Here is a 19,532-nt window from a genome sequence, read left to right on the forward strand (position 1 = left end):
GACCTATGACGGAGTCTTTCCAGCCCAATCTGGATTTCAACGCCGAGGAGGTCGAGGAGCGCGAGGCCTTCGTCGTCGATCTGGAAGGCTATGAGGGACCGCTGCACGTCCTGCTGGCCCTGGCGCGAAACCAGAAGGTCGATCTGCTGAAGCTGTCGATCACCCAGCTGGCGGAACAGTATCTGGCCTTCGTGCACGAGGCGCGCAGGCGCAACTTCGCCCTGGCGGCGGACTATCTGGTGATGGCGTCGTGGCTTGCCTATTTGAAGTCGCGCCTGCTGCTGCCGCGCACCGACAAGGGCAAGGCCGAAGAACCGCCGGCTGAAGAGATGGCCGCCGCCCTGGCGTTCCGGCTGCAGAAGCTGGAAGCGATGCGAAAGGCCGTCGAACAGCTGATGGCACGGCCCCAGCTGAAGCGCGACGTCTTCACGCGGGGCGACCCTGAGGCGACGGTGATCGTGCCGTCGGATCGCATCGACGCCAGCCTGTACGAACTGATGAGCGCCTATGTCGTCCAGCGTCGGCGCGAGGAGGCCCGGCGCTATGCTCCAGGCCAGCGGGTCGAGGCCTTTCCATTGGAAGCCGCCCGCGACTGGCTGCGCGAAATCATGCCGAAGCTGGCCGACTGGACGCCGCTGGAACAGGTGGCGCCCCATCGCGAGGACGAGGAGGGGCCTAGCCAGGCCAGCTTTACGGCATCGACCCTCTCGGCCAGTCTGGAGCTGGTGAAGGAGGGGGCGATGGACATCCGGCAGAGCGAGGCGTTTGCGGACCTGTATCTGAAACGCCGGGGGGCGGGCCAGCCGCTGGAGCTGACGCCGTGAGCGACCTGTCGTTCCAGCCCGACGAGGCCGAGATCGAACGGCGGGTCGAGGCCCTGCTATTCGCCGCCGCCGGGCCGCTGACGGCGGCCGAGATCGCCGCGCGCCTGCCCGAGAACTGCAACGTCGCCCGCGCCATATCGGGTCTGCGCGCGCGCTATGAGGGGCGGGGGGTGGAGCTGGAGTGTGTCGCCGACCGCTGGCGGTTCCGCACCGCGCCGGACTTGGCCTTCATGATGACGCAGGAACGCGAGGAGCCGCGCCGTCTGTCTAAGGCCGCGCTGGAGACCCTAGCCATCATCGCCTATCACCAGCCCGTCACCCGCGCCGAGATCGAGAGCGTGCGGGGCGTCAGCATCTCCAAGGGCACCCTGGACCTGCTGCTGGAGATGGGGTTCGTGCGGCTGCGCGGACGCCGGCGCACGCCGGGGCGGCCCGTCACCTATGCGACCACCGACCGCTTCCTGGAGCATTTCGGCTTGGCGACCCTGTACGATCTGCCGGGCGTGCAGGAGATGAAGGCGGCGGGCCTGTTAGACCTGTCGCTGCCGGTCGGATTCGAGGTGCCGGATCCCAGCCGCGCCTCCGAGGCGGACGACGAGGACGGCACTCTGCCGTTGGACGACGAGGCGCCCGAGTTCGCCCAGGATTTCGTCGGCGAACGCGGCGGACCTGGATGATGTTCACGACGTCTTAGTCTGCGCACCTTAAGCCAGACCGTATGAGTGGCGTGACATCGAAGACGGGTTGGCGGGCGTGGAGCACGTTCAGGATCGCGCTGATCCTGATGCTGTCGTCCATCATCGGCATGGCTGGGGTTCTGGCGATCGTCAGTCGCGGCATCGACGCCCACCAGGCACGCAAGGAAGAAGGTCTGGTGCGGCTGCGTCTGACGCGCGCGCTGGAAACCATCGGCGAAAACCTGACCACCGCCTCGGTCTGGGACGAGGCCGTCGATAGGATGACGGCGGGCGATGTAGCCTGGTACGACCGGAACTTCGGCGCCTTCTACGCCGCGCAGCATAAGCATCAGTTCACACTGGGTTATGACGGGACCGGGCGGCTGTTTCGCATCAGCACGCTGGGCCGACCGGCCGAGACGCAGGTCGGCGAGCCATTCGGTCAGGCGGCCCGGCCGCTGATCGACGCGCTCCGGGCCGAGGCCGCCGGCCGCGACCGATCGGTCACGGCGGATGCCGGGGTGCGGCTGAAGGCGGCGTTCGTTCGCGTCGGCGACGACGTCTATGTGCTGGGGGCCTCCACCGTCGTGCGACATACGGCGGGCGGATCGACGCCGGCGTCCGATCCGGTCGTCGCATCGTTCAAACCGTTCGCCGGCGAGCTCAATCTCTTGCGAACGCGGCTGGCGCTGGACCGGATTCACTTCCAGCCCGGCGATGCAGAGCCGCCCAAAGGCATGGTCGGCGTCGATGTGAGCGATGTCCGCGGCGACCTGTTGGGCCGAGTCGTCTGGGCGCCGGAGCAGCCCGGCTATCAGATCCTGACCAAGGCCGGGCCGCTGCTGCTGCTGCTGTTCATCGTGCTGCTGATCGGCACGGGGTCGCTCCTGTGGAACACGACGGCCGACGTGCGGCGCCTCAAAGCCTCGGAGGTCGCCCTGTCGACGGCGCTGGAGCGGGCCGAGGCGGCGAACCGGGCCAAGACGCGGTTCCTGTCCAACGTCAGTCACGAACTGCGCACACCCCTGAACGGCGTTCTCGGCATGGCCGAGATCATCGGGGCCGATCTGGTGACGCCCCAGCAGCGCGAGCGGCTGGAAATCCTGAAGGCGTCGGGGCGTCAGCAACTGAGGCTGGTCGAGGAGTTGCTTGACGTGGTGCGGCTGCGCGACGGGGCCGTGGCGCTGGAAACCCGGCCATTCCGGCCCGACAACCTGTTGCGGCGGGTCGCCAACGACTTCCGGGGCGCGGCCGAGGCCAAGGGGCTGAAGATTTCGGTTGAGGCGGCCGAGGGCGAATGGCTGGGCGACCCGGTCCATGTCGAAAAGCTGATGGCGGCGCTGACGGACAATGCGGTGCGGTTCACACGCACCGGCGGCGTGATGCTGCGCGCCGTTGCGGGCGCGGGCCTGGCCTTGGAGGTCGAGGACACCGGGCCGGGCATGGAGCCGGCGGAAGCGGCGCGCCTGTTCGAGGCTTTCACCCAGGGCGATGAAAGCGCGACGCGCACCGCCGAAGGGCTGGGACTGGGATTGACGGCGGCGCACGGTCTGGCGGCCCTGATGGGCGGCAAGATCGAAATCGTCACAGCGCCCGGCGCCGGCAGCACCTTCCGCGTCGTTCTGCCGTTGAAAGCGGTCGCCTAGGCTGTCAGCAGGCGCGGCAGTTTGAAGGTGACGGTTTCGCGCGCGCCGTCGTCTTCGGTCACGGTGGCGTCGAAGCGCGCCCGGATGGCGTCGACCAGGGCCTCGATCAGCGGCTCGGGCGCCGAGGCGCCAGCGGTCACGCCGACGGTGTTCACGCCGTCAAACCAGGACCAGTCCACCTGGGACGCATCGTCCACCAGATAGGCAGCCGGAGCGCCGGCGCGCATCGCGACCTCGACCAGGCGCACGGAATTGGACGAGTTCTTGGATCCGACGACCAGCACGAGGTCGCAGCACTCGCCCAACGCCTTCACCGCATCCTGACGATTGGTGGTGGCGTAGCAGATGTCTTCCTTGTGCGGATCGGGCAATTCGGGGAACCGGCGCTTCAGCACCTTCAGGATGCCCGCCGTGTCGTCTACCGACAGGGTGGTCTGGGTGGCGTAGGCCAGGGGCGCGTCGCCGGGGCGTTCGAACGATTCGGCGTCGGCCTCGGTCTCGACCAGGGTGATGGCGCCGGGCGGCAACTGGCCCAGGGTGCCGACGACCTCGGGGTGGCCTGCGTGGCCGATCAAGATGATGTGGCGGCCGGCCGCATGATGACGCTCGGCTTCGACGTGGACCTTGGACACCAGGGGGCAGGTCGCGTCCAGAAAGACCAGTTCGCGCGCCCGCGCCGTCGCCGGCACGGACTTCGGCACCCCGTGGGCCGAGAAGACGACCGGCCGGTCGTCGGGGCATTCGTCCAGTTCCTTGACGAAGACGGCACCCATGGCCTTCAGCCGCTCGACCACATGTTTGTTGTGGACGATCTCGTGGCGCACATAGACGGGGGCGCCGAACTTTTCGATCGCGCGCTCGACGATCTGGATCGCGCGATCGACCCCGGCGCAAAAGCCCCTCGGAGTGGCCAACCGCACCGAAAGCGGGCGAAGCGGAGCATTGGGGACGGGAACATGCGCATTCATGGCGGCGAACCTAGTCGTTTGCGGCGCTGACCGCCATCGGAGCCGAAGGGCGGATGCGACGGATTCTGTCGCCCGCAGCAGCGGCGCATCGTCACGGCGGGCGGGCGCGAATGGAAAGCCGATATTCTACAATGCTTTAGCGCATGATCACGACGCCTTGACCTGTAGGCCGCTCACGATTAGTTTCCGCGCCGAATTCAGACCCGTCCGGACGCACTGTCTGGACGCCGCACGCACAGGTCCTATCCCCCATGTCGGAATCGCGCGAAGAGGCGATCAAACGCCTCCAAGACAGCGCATCCGCATTGGAGGCGCGGACCACGGCGGAGAAATCCGCCGAACTGACCGGCCATCAGGTGTCGGGTCAGGCCTACAAGATCATCGCCGAGCTTCTCGGCGGCGTCTTCGTGGGGCTGGCGTTCGGAGCGATCGCAGACTGGGCCCTCGGGACCCGTCCGTGGGGTTTGATCGGCGGGGTCCTTCTGGGCTTCGCCTTGTCGATTTACATGGCGCGTCGCACAGCCAACCGGCTGATGGCGCAGGCCAAGGCGCAAGGGACGACGGCTCCGGCCGAGCCCTACGTCGAGGCCGACGAAGACGGGGAACGATAGGGCTTCATGGCCGATCCGATTCATCAGTTTGCGATTCAGAAGGTCGTCGACCTTGGCGACGTCACCCTGCCTGTGCTGGGGACGGTCGATCTGGCGATCACCAACTCGCACATCGCCATGACGGTCGCCTTCGTGCTGATCGTCGGCTTCCTGGCCGCCGTGACCGCGAACGCCCAGGTCGTGCCCGGCCGGCTGCAAGCCGCCGGCGAGGGCCTGTTCGGCCTGATCGACAATCTGGCCGATTCGATCATCGGTCACGAAGGCCGCAAGTATTTCCCGTTCATCTTCACCCTGTTCATCCTGATCCTGGGCATGAACATCCTGGGTCTGTTCCTGACCTTCACGGCGACCTCGCAACTGGCCATCACGGCCACCTTCGCCCTGATCACCTTCGGTCTGGTGCTGGTCGTCGGCTTCGCCAAGAACGGTCTGGGCTTCTTCAAGCTGTTCTGGCCGATGGGCGCGCCGCTGGCGCTGCGTCCGGTGGTCGGCCTGATCGAGTTCGTGTCCTTCCTGCTTCGCCCGGTCACCCTGGCGCTGCGTCTGTTCGGCAACATGCTGGGCGGTCACGTCGCGCTGAAGATCTTCGCCGGCTTCGTCGTTTCGCTGGGCCTTCTGGGCCTGGGCGGCGGCATCGGTCTGCTGGCCTTCCCGGTCGCGGCCCTTTCGCTGGGCATGGTCGTCGCCTTGACCGCTCTGGAGTTCCTGGTGGCCTTCCTCCAGGCCTTCGTCTTCGCCGTTCTGGCCTGCATCTATCTGAACGATGTGGTCAACCTGGACCACGCCCACTAAAGGGCCGGACCAGTCTCTTCACCCCAACCACCAACGACTTTAATCTAGGAATACAATCATGGACGCTGAAGCCGCGAAGTACATCGGCGCTGGTCTCGCCACCCTGGGCATGATCGGTTCGGCCCTGGGCGTGGGCAACATCTTCGGCAACTTCCTTGCCGGCGCCCTGCGCAACCCGTCGGCCGCCGCCGGCCAAGTCGGCAACCTGTTCGTCGGCGCCGCTCTGGCCGAAGCCCTGGGCATCCTGGCCTTCGTGCTCGGCATCCTGATGATCTTCGGCTGATTTCAGTCGATCACGGCGCGCGGGGTTCGCCCGCGCGCCGCTTCATCTGATCCTGCAGTAGACGGTTCATGGCCAGCACCCACACCATCGACGCGGTCCCGCCTTCGGTCGAAGCGGACCTGCACGCCGAGACGGCGACCACCGCCGAGCACGGCTCGGGCGGCCTGCCGCAATTCCAGTTCGAACACTGGGCGGGCCAGATCGGCTATCTGCTGATCCTGTTCGTCATTCTGTACGTTCTGGTCTCCAAGGTCTTCGCGCCACGCCTTCGCAAGGTGATGGACGAACGGGCCGACACCATTTCCACCGCCGTTGCGACCGCGCGTCAGGTTCAGGCTGAAGCCGCCGATCAGGCCGCCCAAGCTCAGGCGGAAGTCGCCAAGGCTCGCGCTGACGCCCGCGCCACGGCCGCCGCCGCCAAGGCGCGCGTGACCGAAGAAGCCAACGCCCGTCAGGCCGCCGAAGAAGCCGTGGTCAACGCCCGCATCGCCGAGGCGGAAGCCTCGATCGGCCAGACGCGCGACGCCGCCATGGCCAATGTCTCCACCATCGCCTCCGACACGACCGCCGCCATGGTCGAACGTCTGACCGGCAAGGCCGCGACCGCCGCCGAGCTGGCCGCCGTCAAGGGAGCCGCCTGATGAACCTGATCTTCGAACACGGTATCTGGAGCTTCGCCAATGCGGAGATCTGGGTCGGCATCGGCCTGATCATCTTCTTCGGCATCCTGATCGCCGCCGGCGTGCCCAAGATGGCCGGCAAGGCGCTGGACGCCAAGGCCGTCAAGATCCAAGCCGACCTGGACGAGGCCGCTCGCCTCCGCGCTGAAGCCGAAGCCCTGCTGGCCCAGATCAGCAAGGAGAAGGCCGAGGCTGAAGCCCAAGCCGCCGAGATGATGGCTCAGGCCGAAGCCGACGCCCGTCGCCTGGAAGTCGAGACCAAGGCCAAGTTGGAAGAGACCCTGGCCCGTCGCCAGAAGATGGCTGAAACCCGAATCGCCCAAGCCGAAGCCCAGGCCTCTGCCGAGGTAAAGGCCGCCGCCGCCGATCTGGCCGCCAAGTCGGCGGAACAGGTTCTGGCCGCGCGCCTCGCCAGCGGCGCCAAGGATCCGCTGCTGGACAGCGCCATCGCCCAGATCGGTGATCGCCTGAACTGATCAGGGCTGATCCTGAATGAAACAAGGCCCCCGACGTCGCCGTCGGGGGCCTTTTTCTTGAGCGATCAAGCCGTGATCAGTGAGCGTGGGCGCCGCCGATGATGGTCGCGCCCATCCGCTTGTCGCGCGCCACCAGCCGGGCATAGACGTTGCCCAGCACGATGCCGAAGACCGCGTGGGTGATCAGCAGCCAGGCGAAAGTGCCGAAGCCCGCGCCGGCCGTGAAGGTGCGGTAGTTCCCGAACATCACGATGGCCGCCATCATGAGGATCCAGGCGCCGACGGCGAAGACGATACCCTTGGTCTCGGGCGTGTCTGTCGGCAGGCGGGGACACAGGACGGCGAACAACGGCCCCAGGATAAACACGCCGCTGATGACATGGACGACCCAGCCGACGGCCAGATTGCCGGGCATGCCGATCATGCTGGCGATGACCCCCTGGAAGGGATCGAACCAGTTCAGGAACATATTGGGTATTTCGAGCAGTGAGACGGCCACGGTCGCCGCAACGCCGGCGATCAGACCTTTTTGTACGCGTGACATCATGACCTTAGCGCCTCCCAACGCCTAAGTGGTTCTCTGATAACGCGCAGACAGAATACGCCTGACTTGGGAGAGTGGTGTTCACGATCCTGTGGTTAGCGGTTGCAGCAACGCAACCGCGAAATCAGGCGCAAACTAGCGGAACAGTTTGCGGAAATAGCGCCGAACGCTCTTTCGGCCGCGCGAGAGGCGACGGCTGGAGCGTTTGGTCACGATCTTCTCGGCGCGGAGCGCCTGTTGCCAGAAGACCGGTGCGAACTCGGGCTTCTTCCGCATCAGGCGACGGAAGGGATAGACCCATTTCGGCCGCGCATATTGGGCGCGAATGAACTGGCGCTTGGCCCAGAACGAGCTTTTCAGGATCAGCATCAGGCCGACGGCGATGACGGGAATGCCGCCGGGCCCGGGCAGGGGGGCGATCAGAATGCCCAGCAGCACGACGAACAGACCGCCGATCATCAGCGCCCAGCGCTTGACGACCCGCAGCGTCGAGGCGCGCGGTTTGTCTGAGCGGACGAAGGGAACGGGGAGTGAGGTCACGAATACGCCAGATGGGGAGGAGGATCGTCATGACAACGGTCGCCACGGGCGCACGATCCCTCGTCGGGAAAGGAAAAGGCGACCGTGACGACCTTGCCACAAGACCTCTTAACGCCCTGCGTCCATGGCGGATGGGTGTCCGGCGGGTGAAGCTTTGGTCATGAAGAGACGATCTCTGCGCGCCGTGGTGCCCCGGACACGCCCCGCGCCGTCAGCCGTAGGTCACGCCCGTCAGACGCTCTGATTCCCCCCACAGACGCCTGGCCACATCGGCGTCCTTGGCCTGGCGCTTGATCGCCGCAACGCCGGGCGGGCCTTTCATCTCCTGAAAACCGGTGGGGCCGTTATAGCCGCCGGGCGTCGGGTCCAGCAGGGTCGCGGCCATCAGGATCGGCAGGGCGCCGTCCGCGGCCGAATGGCTGAGCACGGCCTCCAGCAGCCGGGCGCCGCGCGCGAACAAGCCTGGCTTGCCGGCATGGCCGTTGGCGATCAGGTCGGTGCGGGCGAAGCCGGGGTGGGCCGCCACGCTGGTCAGGCCCCAGCCGTTGGCGTCGCTGCGGCGCTGAAGCTCCAAGGCGAACATCAGCATGGCCAGTTTGGACTGCTGATAGACAGGCCACGGGCTGTAGTGGGTCTGATAGTTCAGGTCGTCCAGGCGGATATGGCCGCTTCGGTGGGCGACGCTCGACAACTGGACCACCCGGGCCTTTGCCCCAATCAGCAAAGGCAGCAGGCGGCCGACCAAGGCGAAATGGGACAGGTAGTTGGTCCCGAACTGCATCTCAAAGCCATCGACGGTCGTCTGGCGTGTCGGCAGGGCCATGACGCCCGCGTTGTCGATCAGGATGTCGATGGGGCGTCCCGTCGCCAGATGGCGCTCGGCGAAGGCCTGGACAGAGGCCAGGCTGGCGAGGTCCAGCAGCTCGAACCGCACGGCCGCGTTCGGATGACGAGACCGGATCAGCCGTTCGGCCTCGGCTCCCTTGTCGGGATTGCGGGCCGCCAGCGCGACCTCCGCGCCCTTGCCGGCGAGCACCAGGGCGGTCTCCAGCCCCAGCCCGCCGGTCGCGCCGGTGATGATGGCCAGTCGGCCGGAAAGGTCGGGGATGTCGTTCGTCGTCCAGGTCATGGCCATGACCTAGCGATGGATCAGCCCCGCGTCAGCCCCTTCCCGCAGGAAGGGGCGACTAAGGGGTCAGGCCGCCTTGTTGGAGCCTTCCGGCGCGGTCCAGCGCAGAACCGGCGAACGGGCGGCGCGGGTTTCATCCAGACGTTTCAGCGGCGCGTGGAAGGGCGCGCCCTTGAAGCGGTCGACGTCGCCGGCCTTGGCTGCCCCGGCCAAGGCGCGCATCGCCTCGATGAAGCGGTCCAACTCGGCCTTGGACTCGGTTTCCGTCGGCTCGATCAGCATGGCGCCGTGGACGACCAGCGGGAAATACATGGTCATCGGGTGGAAACCCTCGTCGATCATCGCCTTGGCGAAGTCGAGCGTGGTGATGTCCGTGCCCTTCAGCCATTCGTCGTCGAACAAGGCCTCGTGCATGCAGGGGCCGTCGGGGAAGGCGGCCGACATCAGGTCCGACAGGCGGGCCTTGATGTAGTTGGCGTTCAGGACGGCGTCCTCGGCGACCTGACGCAGGCCGTCGGCGCCGTGCGACATCATGTAGGACAGGGCGCGGGTGTACATGCCCATCTGGCCCTGGAAGGCGCACAGACGGCCGAAGGCTTGCTCGGCCTCGTCCTCTTCGCGCTCGATCAGGCGATAGCCACCGTCGTCATGCACGACCCAGGGGGCGGGGGCGAAGGGCGCCAGGGCTTCGGACAGCACGACCGGACCCGCGCCCGGACCGCCGCCGCCATGGGGCGTCGAGAAGGTCTTGTGCAGGTTGATGTGCATCGCATCGACGCCGAGGTCGCCCGGACGAACCCGGCCGACGATGGCGTTGAAGTTGGCGCCGTCGCAGTAGAAGTAGGCGCCGGCCTCATGCGTCAGGCGGCTGATCTCCAGAATGTCGCGCTCGAACAGGCCGCAGGTGTTGGGGTTGGTCACCATGATGGCGGCGACGTCGTCACCCAGCTTCGACGCCAGGTCGGCGACGTCCACGCGGCCGTCCTCGGTCTGGGCCACTTCGACCACCGAATAGCCGACGAAGGCGGCAGTGGCGGGGTTGGTGCCGTGGGCGCTGGTGGGAACCAGAACCTTGCGGCGCTTCTCATGCTGGCCCGAGGCCTCGTGAGCGGCGCGGATCGCCATCAGACCGCACAGTTCGCCGTGGGCGCCAGCCTTGGGCGACAGGGCGACGGCGGGCATGCCGGTCAGGGTTTTCAGCCAGTGGGCCAGGGTGTCCATCAGCTCCAGCGCGCCCTGAACGGTCGAGATCGGCTGTAGCGGGTGGATGTCGGAGAAGCCGGGCAGGCGGGCCATCTTCTCGTTCAGGCGCGGGTTGTGCTTCATCGTGCACGATCCCAGCGGATAGATGGCCAGGTCGATGGCGTGGTTCTTTTGGCTCAGGCGCACATAGTGGCGCATGGTTTCCGGCTCGGACAGGCCGGGCAGGCCGATCGGATCCTTGCGGACCAGGTCGCCCAGGTCGGAGCCGTCCGTCTTGGGCTCCGGCAGATCGACGCCGGTCTTGCCCCAGCCGTCGCCTTCGAAGATCAGGGCTTCGTTCTGCAACAGGCCGCGGCCGCCAGTCAGGGTGGCGGGCTTGGTCTGGACCTGGTTCGGGGCGGTCGGGCGGCCGACGGTGTTCATGGTGCTCATGGTCAGTATCCCTTACGCGCCGAGGACTTTGGAGAGCGACTTGGCGAGGATCTGGATGTCGGCATCCAGGGTCGTCTCGGTCGCAGCGACCAGCAGGACGTCGTCCATGCCGGCGTCGGGGGCCAGGCGGCTGTAGGGCACGCCAGCCAGGACGTGATGGGCGGCCAACTGATCCACGACCTCAGCCGCGTTCTTGGGCAGGCGCACCGCGAACTCATTGAAGAAGCGGTCGGTCAGGACTTCGACGCCCGGAATGGCGGCCAGGGCGTCACGCGTGGCGACGGCCTTTTCGTGGTTCAGCAGGGCCAGTTTGCGCAGGCCCGTCTCGCCCAGCAGGCTCATGTGGATGGTGAAGGCCAGGGTGCACAGGCCCGAGTTGGTGCAGATGTTCGAGGTCGCCTTGTCTCGGCGGATGTGCTGCTCGCGCGTGGACAGCGTCAGGACGAAGCCGCGCTCGCCGTCGGCGTCCACAGTCTCGCCGGTCAGGCGGCCGGGCATCTGGCGGATCAGCTTCTCGCGCGTGGCGAACAGGCCGACATAGGGGCCGCCGAAGTTCAGGGCGTTGCCGATCGACTGGCCTTCGGCCGCGACGATGTCGGCGCCCATTTCGCCGGGCGACTTCAACAGGCCCATCGACACGGCCTCGGTGACCACGACGATCAGCAGGGCGCCGGCGGCGTGGGCGGCCTCGGCGATCTTGGTGACATCCGTCGCCGTGCCGAAGACGTTCGGGGTTTGGACGACGACGCAGGCGGTGTCGGGACCGATCTGGTCGATCACGGCGGCCTCGGCGTCGACGGCGGCGGCTAGGGCCAGGGTCTCGACTCCGACGGCGTGAACCACGGTCTCGGTCGCCTTGATGTAGTGCGGGTGCACCCCGCCCGAGATCACCGCCTTGTTGCGGCGGGTCACGCGGGTAGCCATCAGCACGCCCTCGGCCATGGCGGTCGAACCGTCGTACAGGCTGGCGTTGGCGACCGGCATCCCGGTCAGGTTCGCGACCTGGGTCTGGAACTCGTACAGATACTGCAGCGTGCCCTGCGCAATTTCCGGCTGGTAGGGGGTGTAGCTGGTCAGGAACTCCGAGCGCTGGATCACGTGATCCACCGTCGCCGGGACGTGGTGCTTGTAGGCCCCTGCGCCGCAGAAGAAGGGCACGGCGCCGGCCGTGGCGTTCTTGGCCGCCATGGCGGACAGGGCGCGCTCGACCTCCAACTCGCCTGCGACGCGCGGCAGATCGACGGGGCCGTCCAGACGGGCGGCCTGGGGCACGTCCACGAACAGATCGTCGATGGATTTCGCGCCGATGGCGGCGAGCATCGCCGTGCGGTCGTCGGGCGTCAGGGGGAGGTAACGCATGGTCGTGTCCTGGGCCATGAAAGGCCGAAGACCCGCTGACTAATCAGCGGGTCCGATGGGGCTTAGAGGGTGGCGAGGAAGGCGTCGTAGGCGGCCTGGTCCATCAGGGCGTCCAGTTGCGAGGCGTCCGAAACCTTGATCTTGGCGAACCAGCCGTCGGCCTCGGCGCCCGAGTTGACGGTTTCCGGGGCGGTCGACAGGGCGTCGTTCGCCTCGACCACTTCGCCCGAGACGGGGGCGTAGACGTCCGACGCCGCCTTGACGCTTTCGACCACGGCGAAGCTGTCGCCCTTGGAGACGGTCTTGCCGACTTCAGGCACTTCGACGAACACCACGTCGCCCAGGGCGTCGGCGGCGTGTTTGGAGATGCCGACGGTGGCGATGTCGCCGTCCAGGCTGACCCACTCGTGATCCTTGGTGAACTTCATGGTCTGATCTCTCAGGCTTTGGGTTTGCGGTAATAGCGTTGGGCCACGAAGGGCATGGCGACGACTTCGGCGGCGGCGGTCTTGCCGCGCACAATGACCTTCAGCGCCGTGCCCAAAGCGGCATGGGCCGGCGGGGCGTAGCCCATGGCGATGTTCTTGCCCAAGGTGGGGGAGGGGGCGCCAGAGGTGACCTTGCCGATCACATTACCGTCGGCGTCGGCGATCTCGGCGCCCTCACGGGCCGGGGCGCCTTCCTTGACGATCAGACCGACGCGAACGCGCGAGGGGCCGTCGGACAGTTCCTGCAGGATCCGGTCGGCGCCGGCGAAGTCCGCGCGTTCCTTACGCGACTTGGACAGGGCGAAGGTCAGGGCGCCTTCGACCGGCGAGGTGGTCGGGTCGATGTCGTGGCCGTGCAGCGGCAGACCGGCTTCCAGACGCAGGCTGTCGCGGGCGCCCAGGCCGATCGGCTTGACGCGAGCGTCTTCCAGAATGGTGTTCCAGATGCGCTCGGCCTGGTCCGCCGGGACCGAAATCTCATAGCCGTCTTCGCCGGTGTAGCCCGAGCGAGACACATAGCAGTCGGCGCCGAACAGCATCAGACGGGCGCATTCCATGAAGCCCATTTCGGCCAGGATCGGCTCGTGCGCGGCCATGACCTCGGCGGCTTCCGGCCCCTGGATGGCGATCAGCGCGCGGTCCAGCACCGTCAGCTTGGCGTCGCCTTCGAGGTTGGCTTCCCAGAAGGCGAAATCCTCGTCCTTGTTGCCGGCGTTGACGACGACGAACAGGCCGTCGTGATCCGGCCGTCCGGCCATCAGGTCGTCGATGATGCCGCCGTCCTTGTTCAGCAGCAGCGAATACTTCTGTTTACCGGCCTTCAGGATCGCATAGTCGCCGGGCACGAAACGCTCGAACTGGGCGGTCGCGTCCTCGCCGGTGATCTTGCACTGGCCCATGTGGGAGACGTCGAACAGACCGGCGTGTTCCCGCGTCCAACGGTGCTCGGCCAGAACGCCTTCGTACTGGACCGGCATGTCATAGCCGCCGAAGCCCACCATGCGGGCGCCCAGCGCGCGGTGCGCGGCGTTTAGGGGCGTGGTCTTCAGGGTCTGGTCGGTCATGGTTCAGGCTTTCACGGTCGCGTGTTGTGGCGGAGCTCCGCCGTCCTCGCGCCCCCGCTGTCCTGAAGCCTGAGAGATTCCGGCGACCAAATCATGTCGCCTTGCTCCGTCGGCGCGCCCGAATGGGCGACTTTCCAGCGTCCGTATGCTTCGCGGTCCGTTTGCCTGAGCGTTTCCGGGGCGGTTGCGCCTTCGGCGTCGAACCCTGTTTCCAGCGCCCGATCTCTCCCGCGAGAGCCTGCGACCTAAGGCATCGACTCAAGCGCCAAGTCAAGCGGGCCGGGAACAAGGATGCGCGCGGCGGGTTGTCGTTGCGGACCCCGAAACCAGACCCAGGAATGCTAAAATGTCCATTATAGACAAGCTGTTCGGCGACAACGACAAGCCGCGCGACACGCCCGCCAAGGCCGATGGCCCGATGCAGAAGGTGCTGGACGAACTGGCGTCTCTCGGCGGCAAGCCGATCGAGACCCTGTCGCCCGAGGAGGCTCGCCAGCAACCGACCCCGACCGACGCAGTGAAATCGCTGCTGCGCAAAGACGGCAAGGACCCCAGCGACGACATGGGCGTCAAGACCAGCGACATCACCATTCCCGGCGCCGCCGGCCCCATTCAGGCGCGCATCTACAAGCCGCACGACCATTCCGAAGACAAGCTGCACCCGGTCGTCGTCTATTTCCACGGCGGCGGCTTCGTGATCGCGGATCTGGACGTCTATGACGGCGGCCCGCGCGGCGTGTCCAAGATGGCCGATGTGATCGTGGTCTCGGTCCATTATCGCCAGGCTCCGGAACACCATTTCCCCGCCGCCCACGACGACGCCCTGGCCGCTTATCGCTGGGTGCTGGAGAATGCGCAGACCTTCCGCGGAGACCCGCAAAAGGTGGCGGTCATGGGCGAAAGCGCAGGCGGCAACCTGGCCATCGGGGTGTCGATGATGGCGCGCGACGCCGGCCTGCCGGCGCCCAAACATCAGGTGCTGGTCTACCCGGTCGCCGGCGTGGACATGAACAATGAGTCCTACATCGAGAACGCCGACGCCAAGCCGCTGAACAAGCCGATGATGAAGTGGTTCGTGAAACACATCTTCGCCAACGAGGCCGATGCTCAGGACCCGCGCATCAATATCGTCGAGAAGGCGAACCTGTCGGGCCTGCCCTCGACGACGGTGATCTGCGCCGAGATCGATCCGCTGCGCACCGAAGGCGAACTGCTGGCCGAAAAGCTGGAGCAGGCGGGCGTCGATGTGCGTCACAAGACCTTCAACGGCTCGACGCACGAGTTCTTCGGCATGGCGGCGGTCGTGCCGGATGCGGCGGCGGCCCAGACCTTCGCCGCCCACGAACTGAAACGGGCGTTCGGTACGGCGATCCTGCCGATCTGAGCGACAACGCCGAAGGATAAGGAAACGCCCCGGTTTCGCCGGGGCGTTTTCGTTGTCGCCTCGCCCTGCCGCCTTGCTCTGGGGCCTGTCCCCGGCCAAAACGGCGCAACGCCCAGAACCGGACCGACCGCATGACCCGCACACGCCTTGACGCCCATATCGCCGCCCTGGATGCGCCCGAAGGACTGAAGACGGTTCTGACCGTGGTCGCCGCCACCTGCGCGGACATCAGCAAGGTCGTTGCGGGCGGGGCCCTGGCCGGGGCGCTGGGCGCATCGGGTCAGATCAACGTGCAGGACGAGGAGCAGAAGAAGCTCGACGTCATGACCAACGACATGCTGACCGAGGCCCTGCTGGCCAGCTCAGCCGTCGCCGGCGTCGCCTCGGAAGAGATGGACAAGGTCCAGCCGGCCTCTAATCCGGCCGGCGACTATCTGGTGCTGTTCGATCCGCTGGACGGCTCGTCCAACATCGACATCAACGCGCCCGTCGGCACCATCGTCTCGGTGCTGAAGTCCGCGACCGCGACGCCGAGCGAGGTCGATTTCATGCAGCCCGGCCGCAATCAGGTCGCCGCCCTCTACGCCGTCTATGGGCCGCAGACCATGCTGGTGCTGACGACGGGCGCGGGCGTGAAGGGGTTCACCCTGTCGAACGACGGCGAATGGATCCTGACCCACGACGACATCGCCATTTCGCCGGACACCAAGGAGTTCGCCATCAACATGTCGAACCTGCGCCACTGGGCCGAGCCGGTGCAGACCTATGTCGGCGATTTGTTGAAGGGTGACGAGGGGCCGCGAGCCAAGAACTTCAACATGCGCTGGGTCGCGGCCATGGTGGCGGATGTTCACCGCATCCTGATGCGCGGCGGGGTCTTCCTCTATCCCTGGGATCGGCGCGAGCCGAACAAGCCGGGCAAACTGCGCCTGATGTACGAAGGCAATCCGATGGCCTTCCTGGTCGAACAAGCCGGCGGCAAGGCGACGACGGACGGACGCCAGGCCATTCTGGACGTGCAGCCCGAGCATCTGCACCAGCGCATCCCCGTCGCGCTCGGGTCGGCCAACGAGATCGACGCCTACGCAGGCGTCTGATGAGCGCCGCCCTTCTGGTCATCGATCCGCAGAACGACTTCTGCGAAGGCGGCCGTCTGGCGGTGGCGGGCGGCGCGGGGATCATGCCGCTGATAAACCGGCTGGCGGCTCGGTTCGACCGGGTGATCGTGACCCAGGACTGGCATACGCCGGACCAGATTTCTTTCGCCTCCAACCACCCCGGCGCGGTGCCCTTCACCGAGATCGAGGTCGCCTATGGTCGCCAGATGCTTTGGCCGGATCATTGTCTTCAGGGCACGCCGGGCGCCGACTTTCATCCCGATGCAGCGCCGACGGTGGACAAGGCTATGGCCGTGATCCGCAAGGGTTATAATCCGGCGGTCGACAGCTATTCCGGCTTCTTCGAGAACGATCACCGCACCCCGACGGGGCTGTCCGGCCTGCTTCGCGAACTGGGCGTGACGCGCGTCTTCCTGTGCGGTCTGGCCCGCGACTACTGCGTCCGTTTCACGGCCGAGGACGCGATTCGCGAGGGGTTCGAAGCCGTGGTGATCACTGACGCCAGCCGGGCCATCGCGCCGCAGACCGAGGCGGCGGCCCAAGACAGTTTCCGGGCCTTGGGCGTCGCGGAGATCGCGGCGGCGTCCCTGCTGAGCTAGGTGGGCCTCACTCCCAGAAATCCTCGGCCTCGGGGATGCGGGTGAAGGCGATCTTCGCGCCGATATAGTCGGGCAGGCCGGCCTTGGGGCCGATGCTGACGGTGTCCTTGCCGTAGCGGCGGTTCAGCGCATCCAGCGCTTGGGACAGGCGAAGAGACGGAGCGTCGCCGTCCTGATCCGGACCGGCGGCGAACAGGTCCGTTTCGAAGGCGTCGCGAGATTTCAGGCCATGCACCCCGACCCCGACATAGCTCAGCCGTCCCGCCTCCAGTTCGGGCTCGACCTTGCGCCACAGGCTGTCGAGCGCGGCCAGAAGGGCGAAGGTGTCCTGCGTGGGCGCGATGGGACAACTCATTGCCGCCGTTTCCCAGCCGCGTCGACCGCTTCGGGGCGTCGCCTTCGGCCCCATGTCCAGATGCAGGGTCAGGCTGGCGCCGGTCAGGCCCATGCGCCGCAGACGCGCTCCGCACTTGACCACCAGCCGCCTCGCCACGGCCCGCGCCTTGTCCGGGGTCCGCATTGCCTGGGCCAGGACGTGGCTGTGGCTGATGGAGGCGGGCGGTTTTTCCGGCGTCGGCTCGCTGTCCAGACCATGCAGGCCGCGCCAGATGCGTTCGCCCTCGATGCTGTTCCAGACCGCCCGGGCCTGTTTCGCGCTCATGTTCCAAAGGCCGGCCGTGTCGGTGACGCCCGCCGCCTGCAACCGGATCTGCATGCGCGAGCCGATGCCCGGATATTTCGACAGCGGCAGGTCCAGCAGGGGACCGGGCAGTTCGTTGGCGCGCAGCACCGTCAGTCCGGCGGGCTTCTGCATGCCGCAGGCGGTCTTGGCCAGGAACCGCGACGGCGCCAGCCCGACGGACGACCGCAGACAGTCGCCGACGTTTTGCAGGATGCCCGCCTGAATGCGTCGGGCCAGGGCGACGGCGTTCGCCTCCAGCCGTTCTGGACCGAGCAGTTCGCAGGAACACTCGTCGATCGAACCGACCTTCCACACCGGAATATGGCGGTCGATCTCGGCCATGATCTGCTGGTGGATTTTGACGTAGAGGTCGGGGCGCGCCTCGGCGACGATCAGGTCAGGGCACAGTTTGCGCGCCTCGGACACCCGCATCCCGGTGTGAACGCCCCAGGCCTTGCTCTCATAGCTGGCGGCGATGGCGCCGGTGTATTCGCTCATCGCCGGCCGCACGATGACCGGCTTGCCCCGCCAGTCCGGGTTCATCTGCTGTTCGACGCTGGCGAAGAAGGCGTTCAGATCAACGAACAGCCAGCGTAGGTTCGCGCTGTCTTCCACCGGTGATCCTGTCCGCTCCATCGGCGGAACATATCAGGAACACGAAGTGAGCTAAAGGGCGTCGATCACCAGATAACCAGGCTTACGAAGAATGCAGCGAGGAGGGCGGCGGCCAGAACAAAAGCCACCCGCGCGACTTTGACGCAACGCGTTATGAAGCGGCTCTTATAGTGACGGTGTGCGTCGGAAAAGATCGTCCTGAACGACGGCCCTATGCCGAAGTAAAAGACATTTTTCGAGAAGTCGTAGAAATCCGGGGTCTTCCGGGGAACGAGCCCGTTTCGCCTTCTGTGGTCGGCCGCGAAATGCGCGCCCATGCTGCTGACCATGCCTGTCGCCAAGCTGAACCAGCCAGCGATGGCCAGAACGGCTTGAGCGGTATTCATCGCTTCGCGTAGGCATCAACCTCAGCCAGGTAGGCCGCCTTCTCCGGCTCGCCCAGGAACGACCCCTCGAAGCTGTTCTTCGCCAGTTGCGTCACCTGATCGCGTGTGAGGCCGACGGCCTCGGCCAGCCGGCTGTAGTTGTCGTTCACATAGCCGCCGAAATAGGACGGGTCGTCCGAGTTCAGGGTGACGTGCAGGCCCCGGCGCAGCATCTCGGGGACGGGATGGTCCTTGAGGTCATCGACCACGCAGAGTTTCAGGTTCGACAGGGGGCAGACGGTCAGGGTCATCTGCTCGGCGGCCAGCCGCTGCACCAGCGCCTCGTCCTCCATCGAGCGATTGCCGTGGTCCATCCGGTCGATATTCAGAAGGTCCAGCGCTTCGTGGACATAGGCGGGCGGGCCTTCCTCGCCCGCGTGGGCGCACAGTTTCAGGCCCAGCTCACGCGCGGCGGCGAAGACGCGCTGGAACTTGGACGGCGGATGACCGACCTCCGACGAATCCAGACCCACCCCGATGAAATGATGCAGATAGGGTTTGGCGGCCTCCAGCGTCGCAAACGCCTCGTCCTCGGTCAGGTGGCGCAGGAAGCTGAGGATCAGGCCGCTGTTCACGCCCAACTCCGCCTTGGCCCGGTCCATGCCCGCGATCAGCCCATCGACCACCACGCCGAACGGCACGCCCCGGTCGGTGTGGGTCTGAGGATCGAAGAAGATTTCGGCGTGGCGCACATTGTCCGCCGCCGCGCGCTGGAAATAGGCGAAGGCCAGATCCTCGAAATCCTGCCGCGTCAGCAGGACGGCGGCCCCCGCGTAATAGATGTCCAGAAAGTCCTGCAGGTTCGAAAAGTCATAGGCCGCCCGCACCGCCTCGACGCTGTCGTAGGGAATGGACACGCCGTTGCGCTGCGCCAGTTCGAACATCAGCTCGGGCTCCAGCGAGCCCTCGATATGCAGGTGCAGTTCAGCCTTGGGCAGGCCGGCGATATAGGCGTCGAGATTAGACATGAGGAGCGGCTCCGTAACGGCCGCC

At 66.5% G+C, this 19,532-nt stretch carries 22 protein-coding genes and 1 riboswitch; of the genes, 11 read left to right on the forward strand and 11 right to left on the reverse strand.

What is annotated here, in order from left to right:
- Positions 1 to 5: 5 nt before the first annotated feature.
- From ASF81_RS01740 to ASF81_RS01750, 3 genes are read left to right on the forward strand one after another with little or no spacing between them, the layout of a single operon-like run.
- Complete coding sequence (locus ASF81_RS01740) at positions 6 to 824, forward strand: ScpA family protein (RefSeq protein ID WP_055804014.1); 819 nt, start codon at positions 6 to 8, stop codon at positions 822 to 824.
- Positions 821 to 1,501, forward strand: coding sequence for an SMC-Scp complex subunit ScpB (gene scpB / locus ASF81_RS01745; protein ID WP_055804017.1), 681 nt, complete (start codon positions 821 to 823; stop codon positions 1,499 to 1,501). Before ASF81_RS01740 ends, scpB begins: the two co-directional genes overlap by 4 nt.
- A 50-nt stretch (positions 1,502 to 1,551) precedes the next feature.
- Positions 1,552 to 3,147 carry an ATP-binding protein gene (locus ASF81_RS01750; protein WP_162237568.1) on the forward strand — a complete coding sequence of 532 codons (1,596 nt, stop codon included), beginning with the start codon at positions 1,552 to 1,554 and terminating at the stop codon, positions 3,145 to 3,147.
- Here ASF81_RS01750 and ispH read toward each other — a convergent pair.
- A complete protein-coding gene (ispH, locus tag ASF81_RS01755) occupies positions 3,144 to 4,115 on the reverse strand; it encodes a 4-hydroxy-3-methylbut-2-enyl diphosphate reductase (protein WP_055804023.1) in 972 nt (323 codons plus the stop codon). The genes ASF81_RS01750 and ispH overlap by 4 nt on opposite strands.
- A gap of 251 nt (positions 4,116 to 4,366) precedes the next feature.
- Here ispH and ASF81_RS01760 point away from each other — a divergent pair, with 251 nt between their 5' ends.
- From ASF81_RS01760 to ASF81_RS01780, 5 genes are all read left to right on the forward strand, one after another.
- Complete coding sequence (locus ASF81_RS01760) at positions 4,367 to 4,726, forward strand: AtpZ/AtpI family protein (protein WP_017505296.1); 360 nt, start codon at positions 4,367 to 4,369, stop codon at positions 4,724 to 4,726.
- A 6-nt stretch (positions 4,727 to 4,732) separates the two neighbouring features.
- A complete protein-coding gene (locus ASF81_RS01765; protein WP_017505297.1) occupies positions 4,733 to 5,518 on the forward strand; it encodes a F0F1 ATP synthase subunit A in 786 nt (261 codons plus the stop codon).
- A gap of 58 nt (positions 5,519 to 5,576) precedes the next feature.
- Positions 5,577 to 5,801, forward strand: coding sequence for a F0F1 ATP synthase subunit C (locus tag ASF81_RS01770; RefSeq protein ID WP_017505298.1), 225 nt, complete (start codon positions 5,577 to 5,579; stop codon positions 5,799 to 5,801).
- Between the two features lie 68 nt (positions 5,802 to 5,869).
- Complete coding sequence (locus ASF81_RS01775) at positions 5,870 to 6,442, forward strand: ATP synthase F0 subunit B' (protein ID WP_055804026.1); 573 nt, start codon at positions 5,870 to 5,872, stop codon at positions 6,440 to 6,442.
- On the forward strand, positions 6,442 to 6,957 hold the full coding sequence (locus tag ASF81_RS01780; RefSeq protein ID WP_055804029.1) for a F0F1 ATP synthase subunit B: 516 nt from the start codon (positions 6,442 to 6,444) through the stop codon (positions 6,955 to 6,957). The genes ASF81_RS01775 and ASF81_RS01780 overlap by 1 nt, the downstream gene beginning before the upstream one ends.
- Positions 6,958 to 7,033: 76 nt before the next feature.
- On the opposite strand, the gene ASF81_RS01785 is transcribed toward ASF81_RS01780, so the two are convergent.
- The 7 genes from ASF81_RS01785 to gcvT form a co-directional block, all read right to left on the reverse strand.
- Positions 7,034 to 7,504 (reverse strand): DUF6789 family protein, encoded by a 471-nt coding sequence (locus tag ASF81_RS01785; protein ID WP_055753275.1) that lies wholly within the window; start codon positions 7,502 to 7,504, stop codon positions 7,034 to 7,036.
- Positions 7,505 to 7,636: 132 nt separating this feature from the next.
- The gene (locus tag ASF81_RS01790) at positions 7,637 to 8,041 is read right to left on the reverse strand and encodes a PGPGW domain-containing protein (protein ID WP_017505302.1); all 405 of its coding nucleotides are present in this window, start codon (positions 8,039 to 8,041) and stop codon (positions 7,637 to 7,639) included.
- Positions 8,042 to 8,252: 211 nt separating this feature from the next.
- Complete coding sequence (locus ASF81_RS01795) at positions 8,253 to 9,170, reverse strand: SDR family oxidoreductase (RefSeq protein WP_055805313.1); 918 nt, start codon at positions 9,168 to 9,170, stop codon at positions 8,253 to 8,255.
- A gap of 66 nt (positions 9,171 to 9,236) precedes the next feature.
- On the reverse strand, positions 9,237 to 10,805 hold the full coding sequence (gene gcvPB, locus ASF81_RS01800; protein ID WP_055804032.1) for an aminomethyl-transferring glycine dehydrogenase subunit GcvPB: 1,569 nt from the start codon (positions 10,803 to 10,805) through the stop codon (positions 9,237 to 9,239).
- 12 nt (positions 10,806 to 10,817) lie between these two features.
- Positions 10,818 to 12,164 carry an aminomethyl-transferring glycine dehydrogenase subunit GcvPA gene (gene gcvPA, locus ASF81_RS01805; protein WP_055805318.1) on the reverse strand — a complete coding sequence of 449 codons (1,347 nt, stop codon included), beginning with the start codon at positions 12,162 to 12,164 and terminating at the stop codon, positions 10,818 to 10,820.
- A 62-nt stretch (positions 12,165 to 12,226) separates the two neighbouring features.
- Positions 12,227 to 12,592, reverse strand: a complete 366-nt coding sequence (gcvH, locus tag ASF81_RS01810; protein ID WP_045810337.1) for a glycine cleavage system protein GcvH — start codon at positions 12,590 to 12,592, stop codon at positions 12,227 to 12,229.
- Between the two features lie 11 nt (positions 12,593 to 12,603).
- On the reverse strand, positions 12,604 to 13,716 hold the full coding sequence (gene gcvT / locus ASF81_RS01815; RefSeq protein WP_055804038.1) for a glycine cleavage system aminomethyltransferase GcvT: 1,113 nt from the start codon (positions 13,714 to 13,716) through the stop codon (positions 12,604 to 12,606).
- A gap of 143 nt (positions 13,717 to 13,859) precedes the next feature.
- Positions 13,860 to 13,957: riboswitch (glycine riboswitch) on the reverse strand.
- Between the two features lie 105 nt (positions 13,958 to 14,062).
- Between gcvT and ASF81_RS01820 the strand changes: the two genes are divergently transcribed.
- The 3 genes from ASF81_RS01820 (at position 14,063) to pncA (ending at position 16,817) form a co-directional block, all read left to right on the forward strand.
- Positions 14,063 to 15,100 carry an alpha/beta hydrolase gene (locus ASF81_RS01820; RefSeq protein ID WP_055804041.1) on the forward strand — a complete coding sequence of 346 codons (1,038 nt, stop codon included), beginning with the start codon at positions 14,063 to 14,065 and terminating at the stop codon, positions 15,098 to 15,100.
- 131 nt (positions 15,101 to 15,231) lie between these two features.
- Positions 15,232 to 16,197, forward strand: a complete 966-nt coding sequence (locus ASF81_RS01825) for a class 1 fructose-bisphosphatase (RefSeq protein ID WP_055804044.1) — start codon at positions 15,232 to 15,234, stop codon at positions 16,195 to 16,197.
- Complete coding sequence (pncA, locus tag ASF81_RS01830) at positions 16,197 to 16,817, forward strand: bifunctional nicotinamidase/pyrazinamidase (protein WP_055804047.1); 621 nt, start codon at positions 16,197 to 16,199, stop codon at positions 16,815 to 16,817. Before ASF81_RS01825 ends, pncA begins: the two co-directional genes overlap by 1 nt.
- Positions 16,818 to 16,824: 7 nt before the next feature.
- Here pncA and ASF81_RS01835 read toward each other — a convergent pair whose 3' ends face one another.
- From ASF81_RS01835 to ASF81_RS01845, 3 genes are all read right to left on the reverse strand, one after another.
- Positions 16,825 to 18,114, reverse strand: a complete 1,290-nt coding sequence (locus tag ASF81_RS01835; RefSeq protein WP_235559188.1) for a type VI secretion protein ImpB — start codon at positions 18,112 to 18,114, stop codon at positions 16,825 to 16,827.
- Positions 18,115 to 18,179: 65 nt separating this feature from the next.
- Positions 18,180 to 18,500 (reverse strand): hypothetical protein, encoded by a 321-nt coding sequence (locus ASF81_RS01840; protein ID WP_055804053.1) that lies wholly within the window; start codon positions 18,498 to 18,500, stop codon positions 18,180 to 18,182.
- Positions 18,497 to 19,507 (reverse strand): adenosine deaminase, encoded by a 1,011-nt coding sequence (locus tag ASF81_RS01845; protein WP_055804057.1) that lies wholly within the window; start codon positions 19,505 to 19,507, stop codon positions 18,497 to 18,499. The genes ASF81_RS01840 and ASF81_RS01845 overlap by 4 nt, the downstream gene beginning before the upstream one ends.
- Positions 19,508 to 19,532 lie beyond the last annotated feature (25 nt).

Origin of the sequence: Brevundimonas sp. Leaf168 (assembly GCF_001423685.1) — a bacterium.
Taxonomy (GTDB): domain Bacteria; phylum Pseudomonadota; class Alphaproteobacteria; order Caulobacterales; family Caulobacteraceae; genus Brevundimonas; species Brevundimonas vesicularis_C.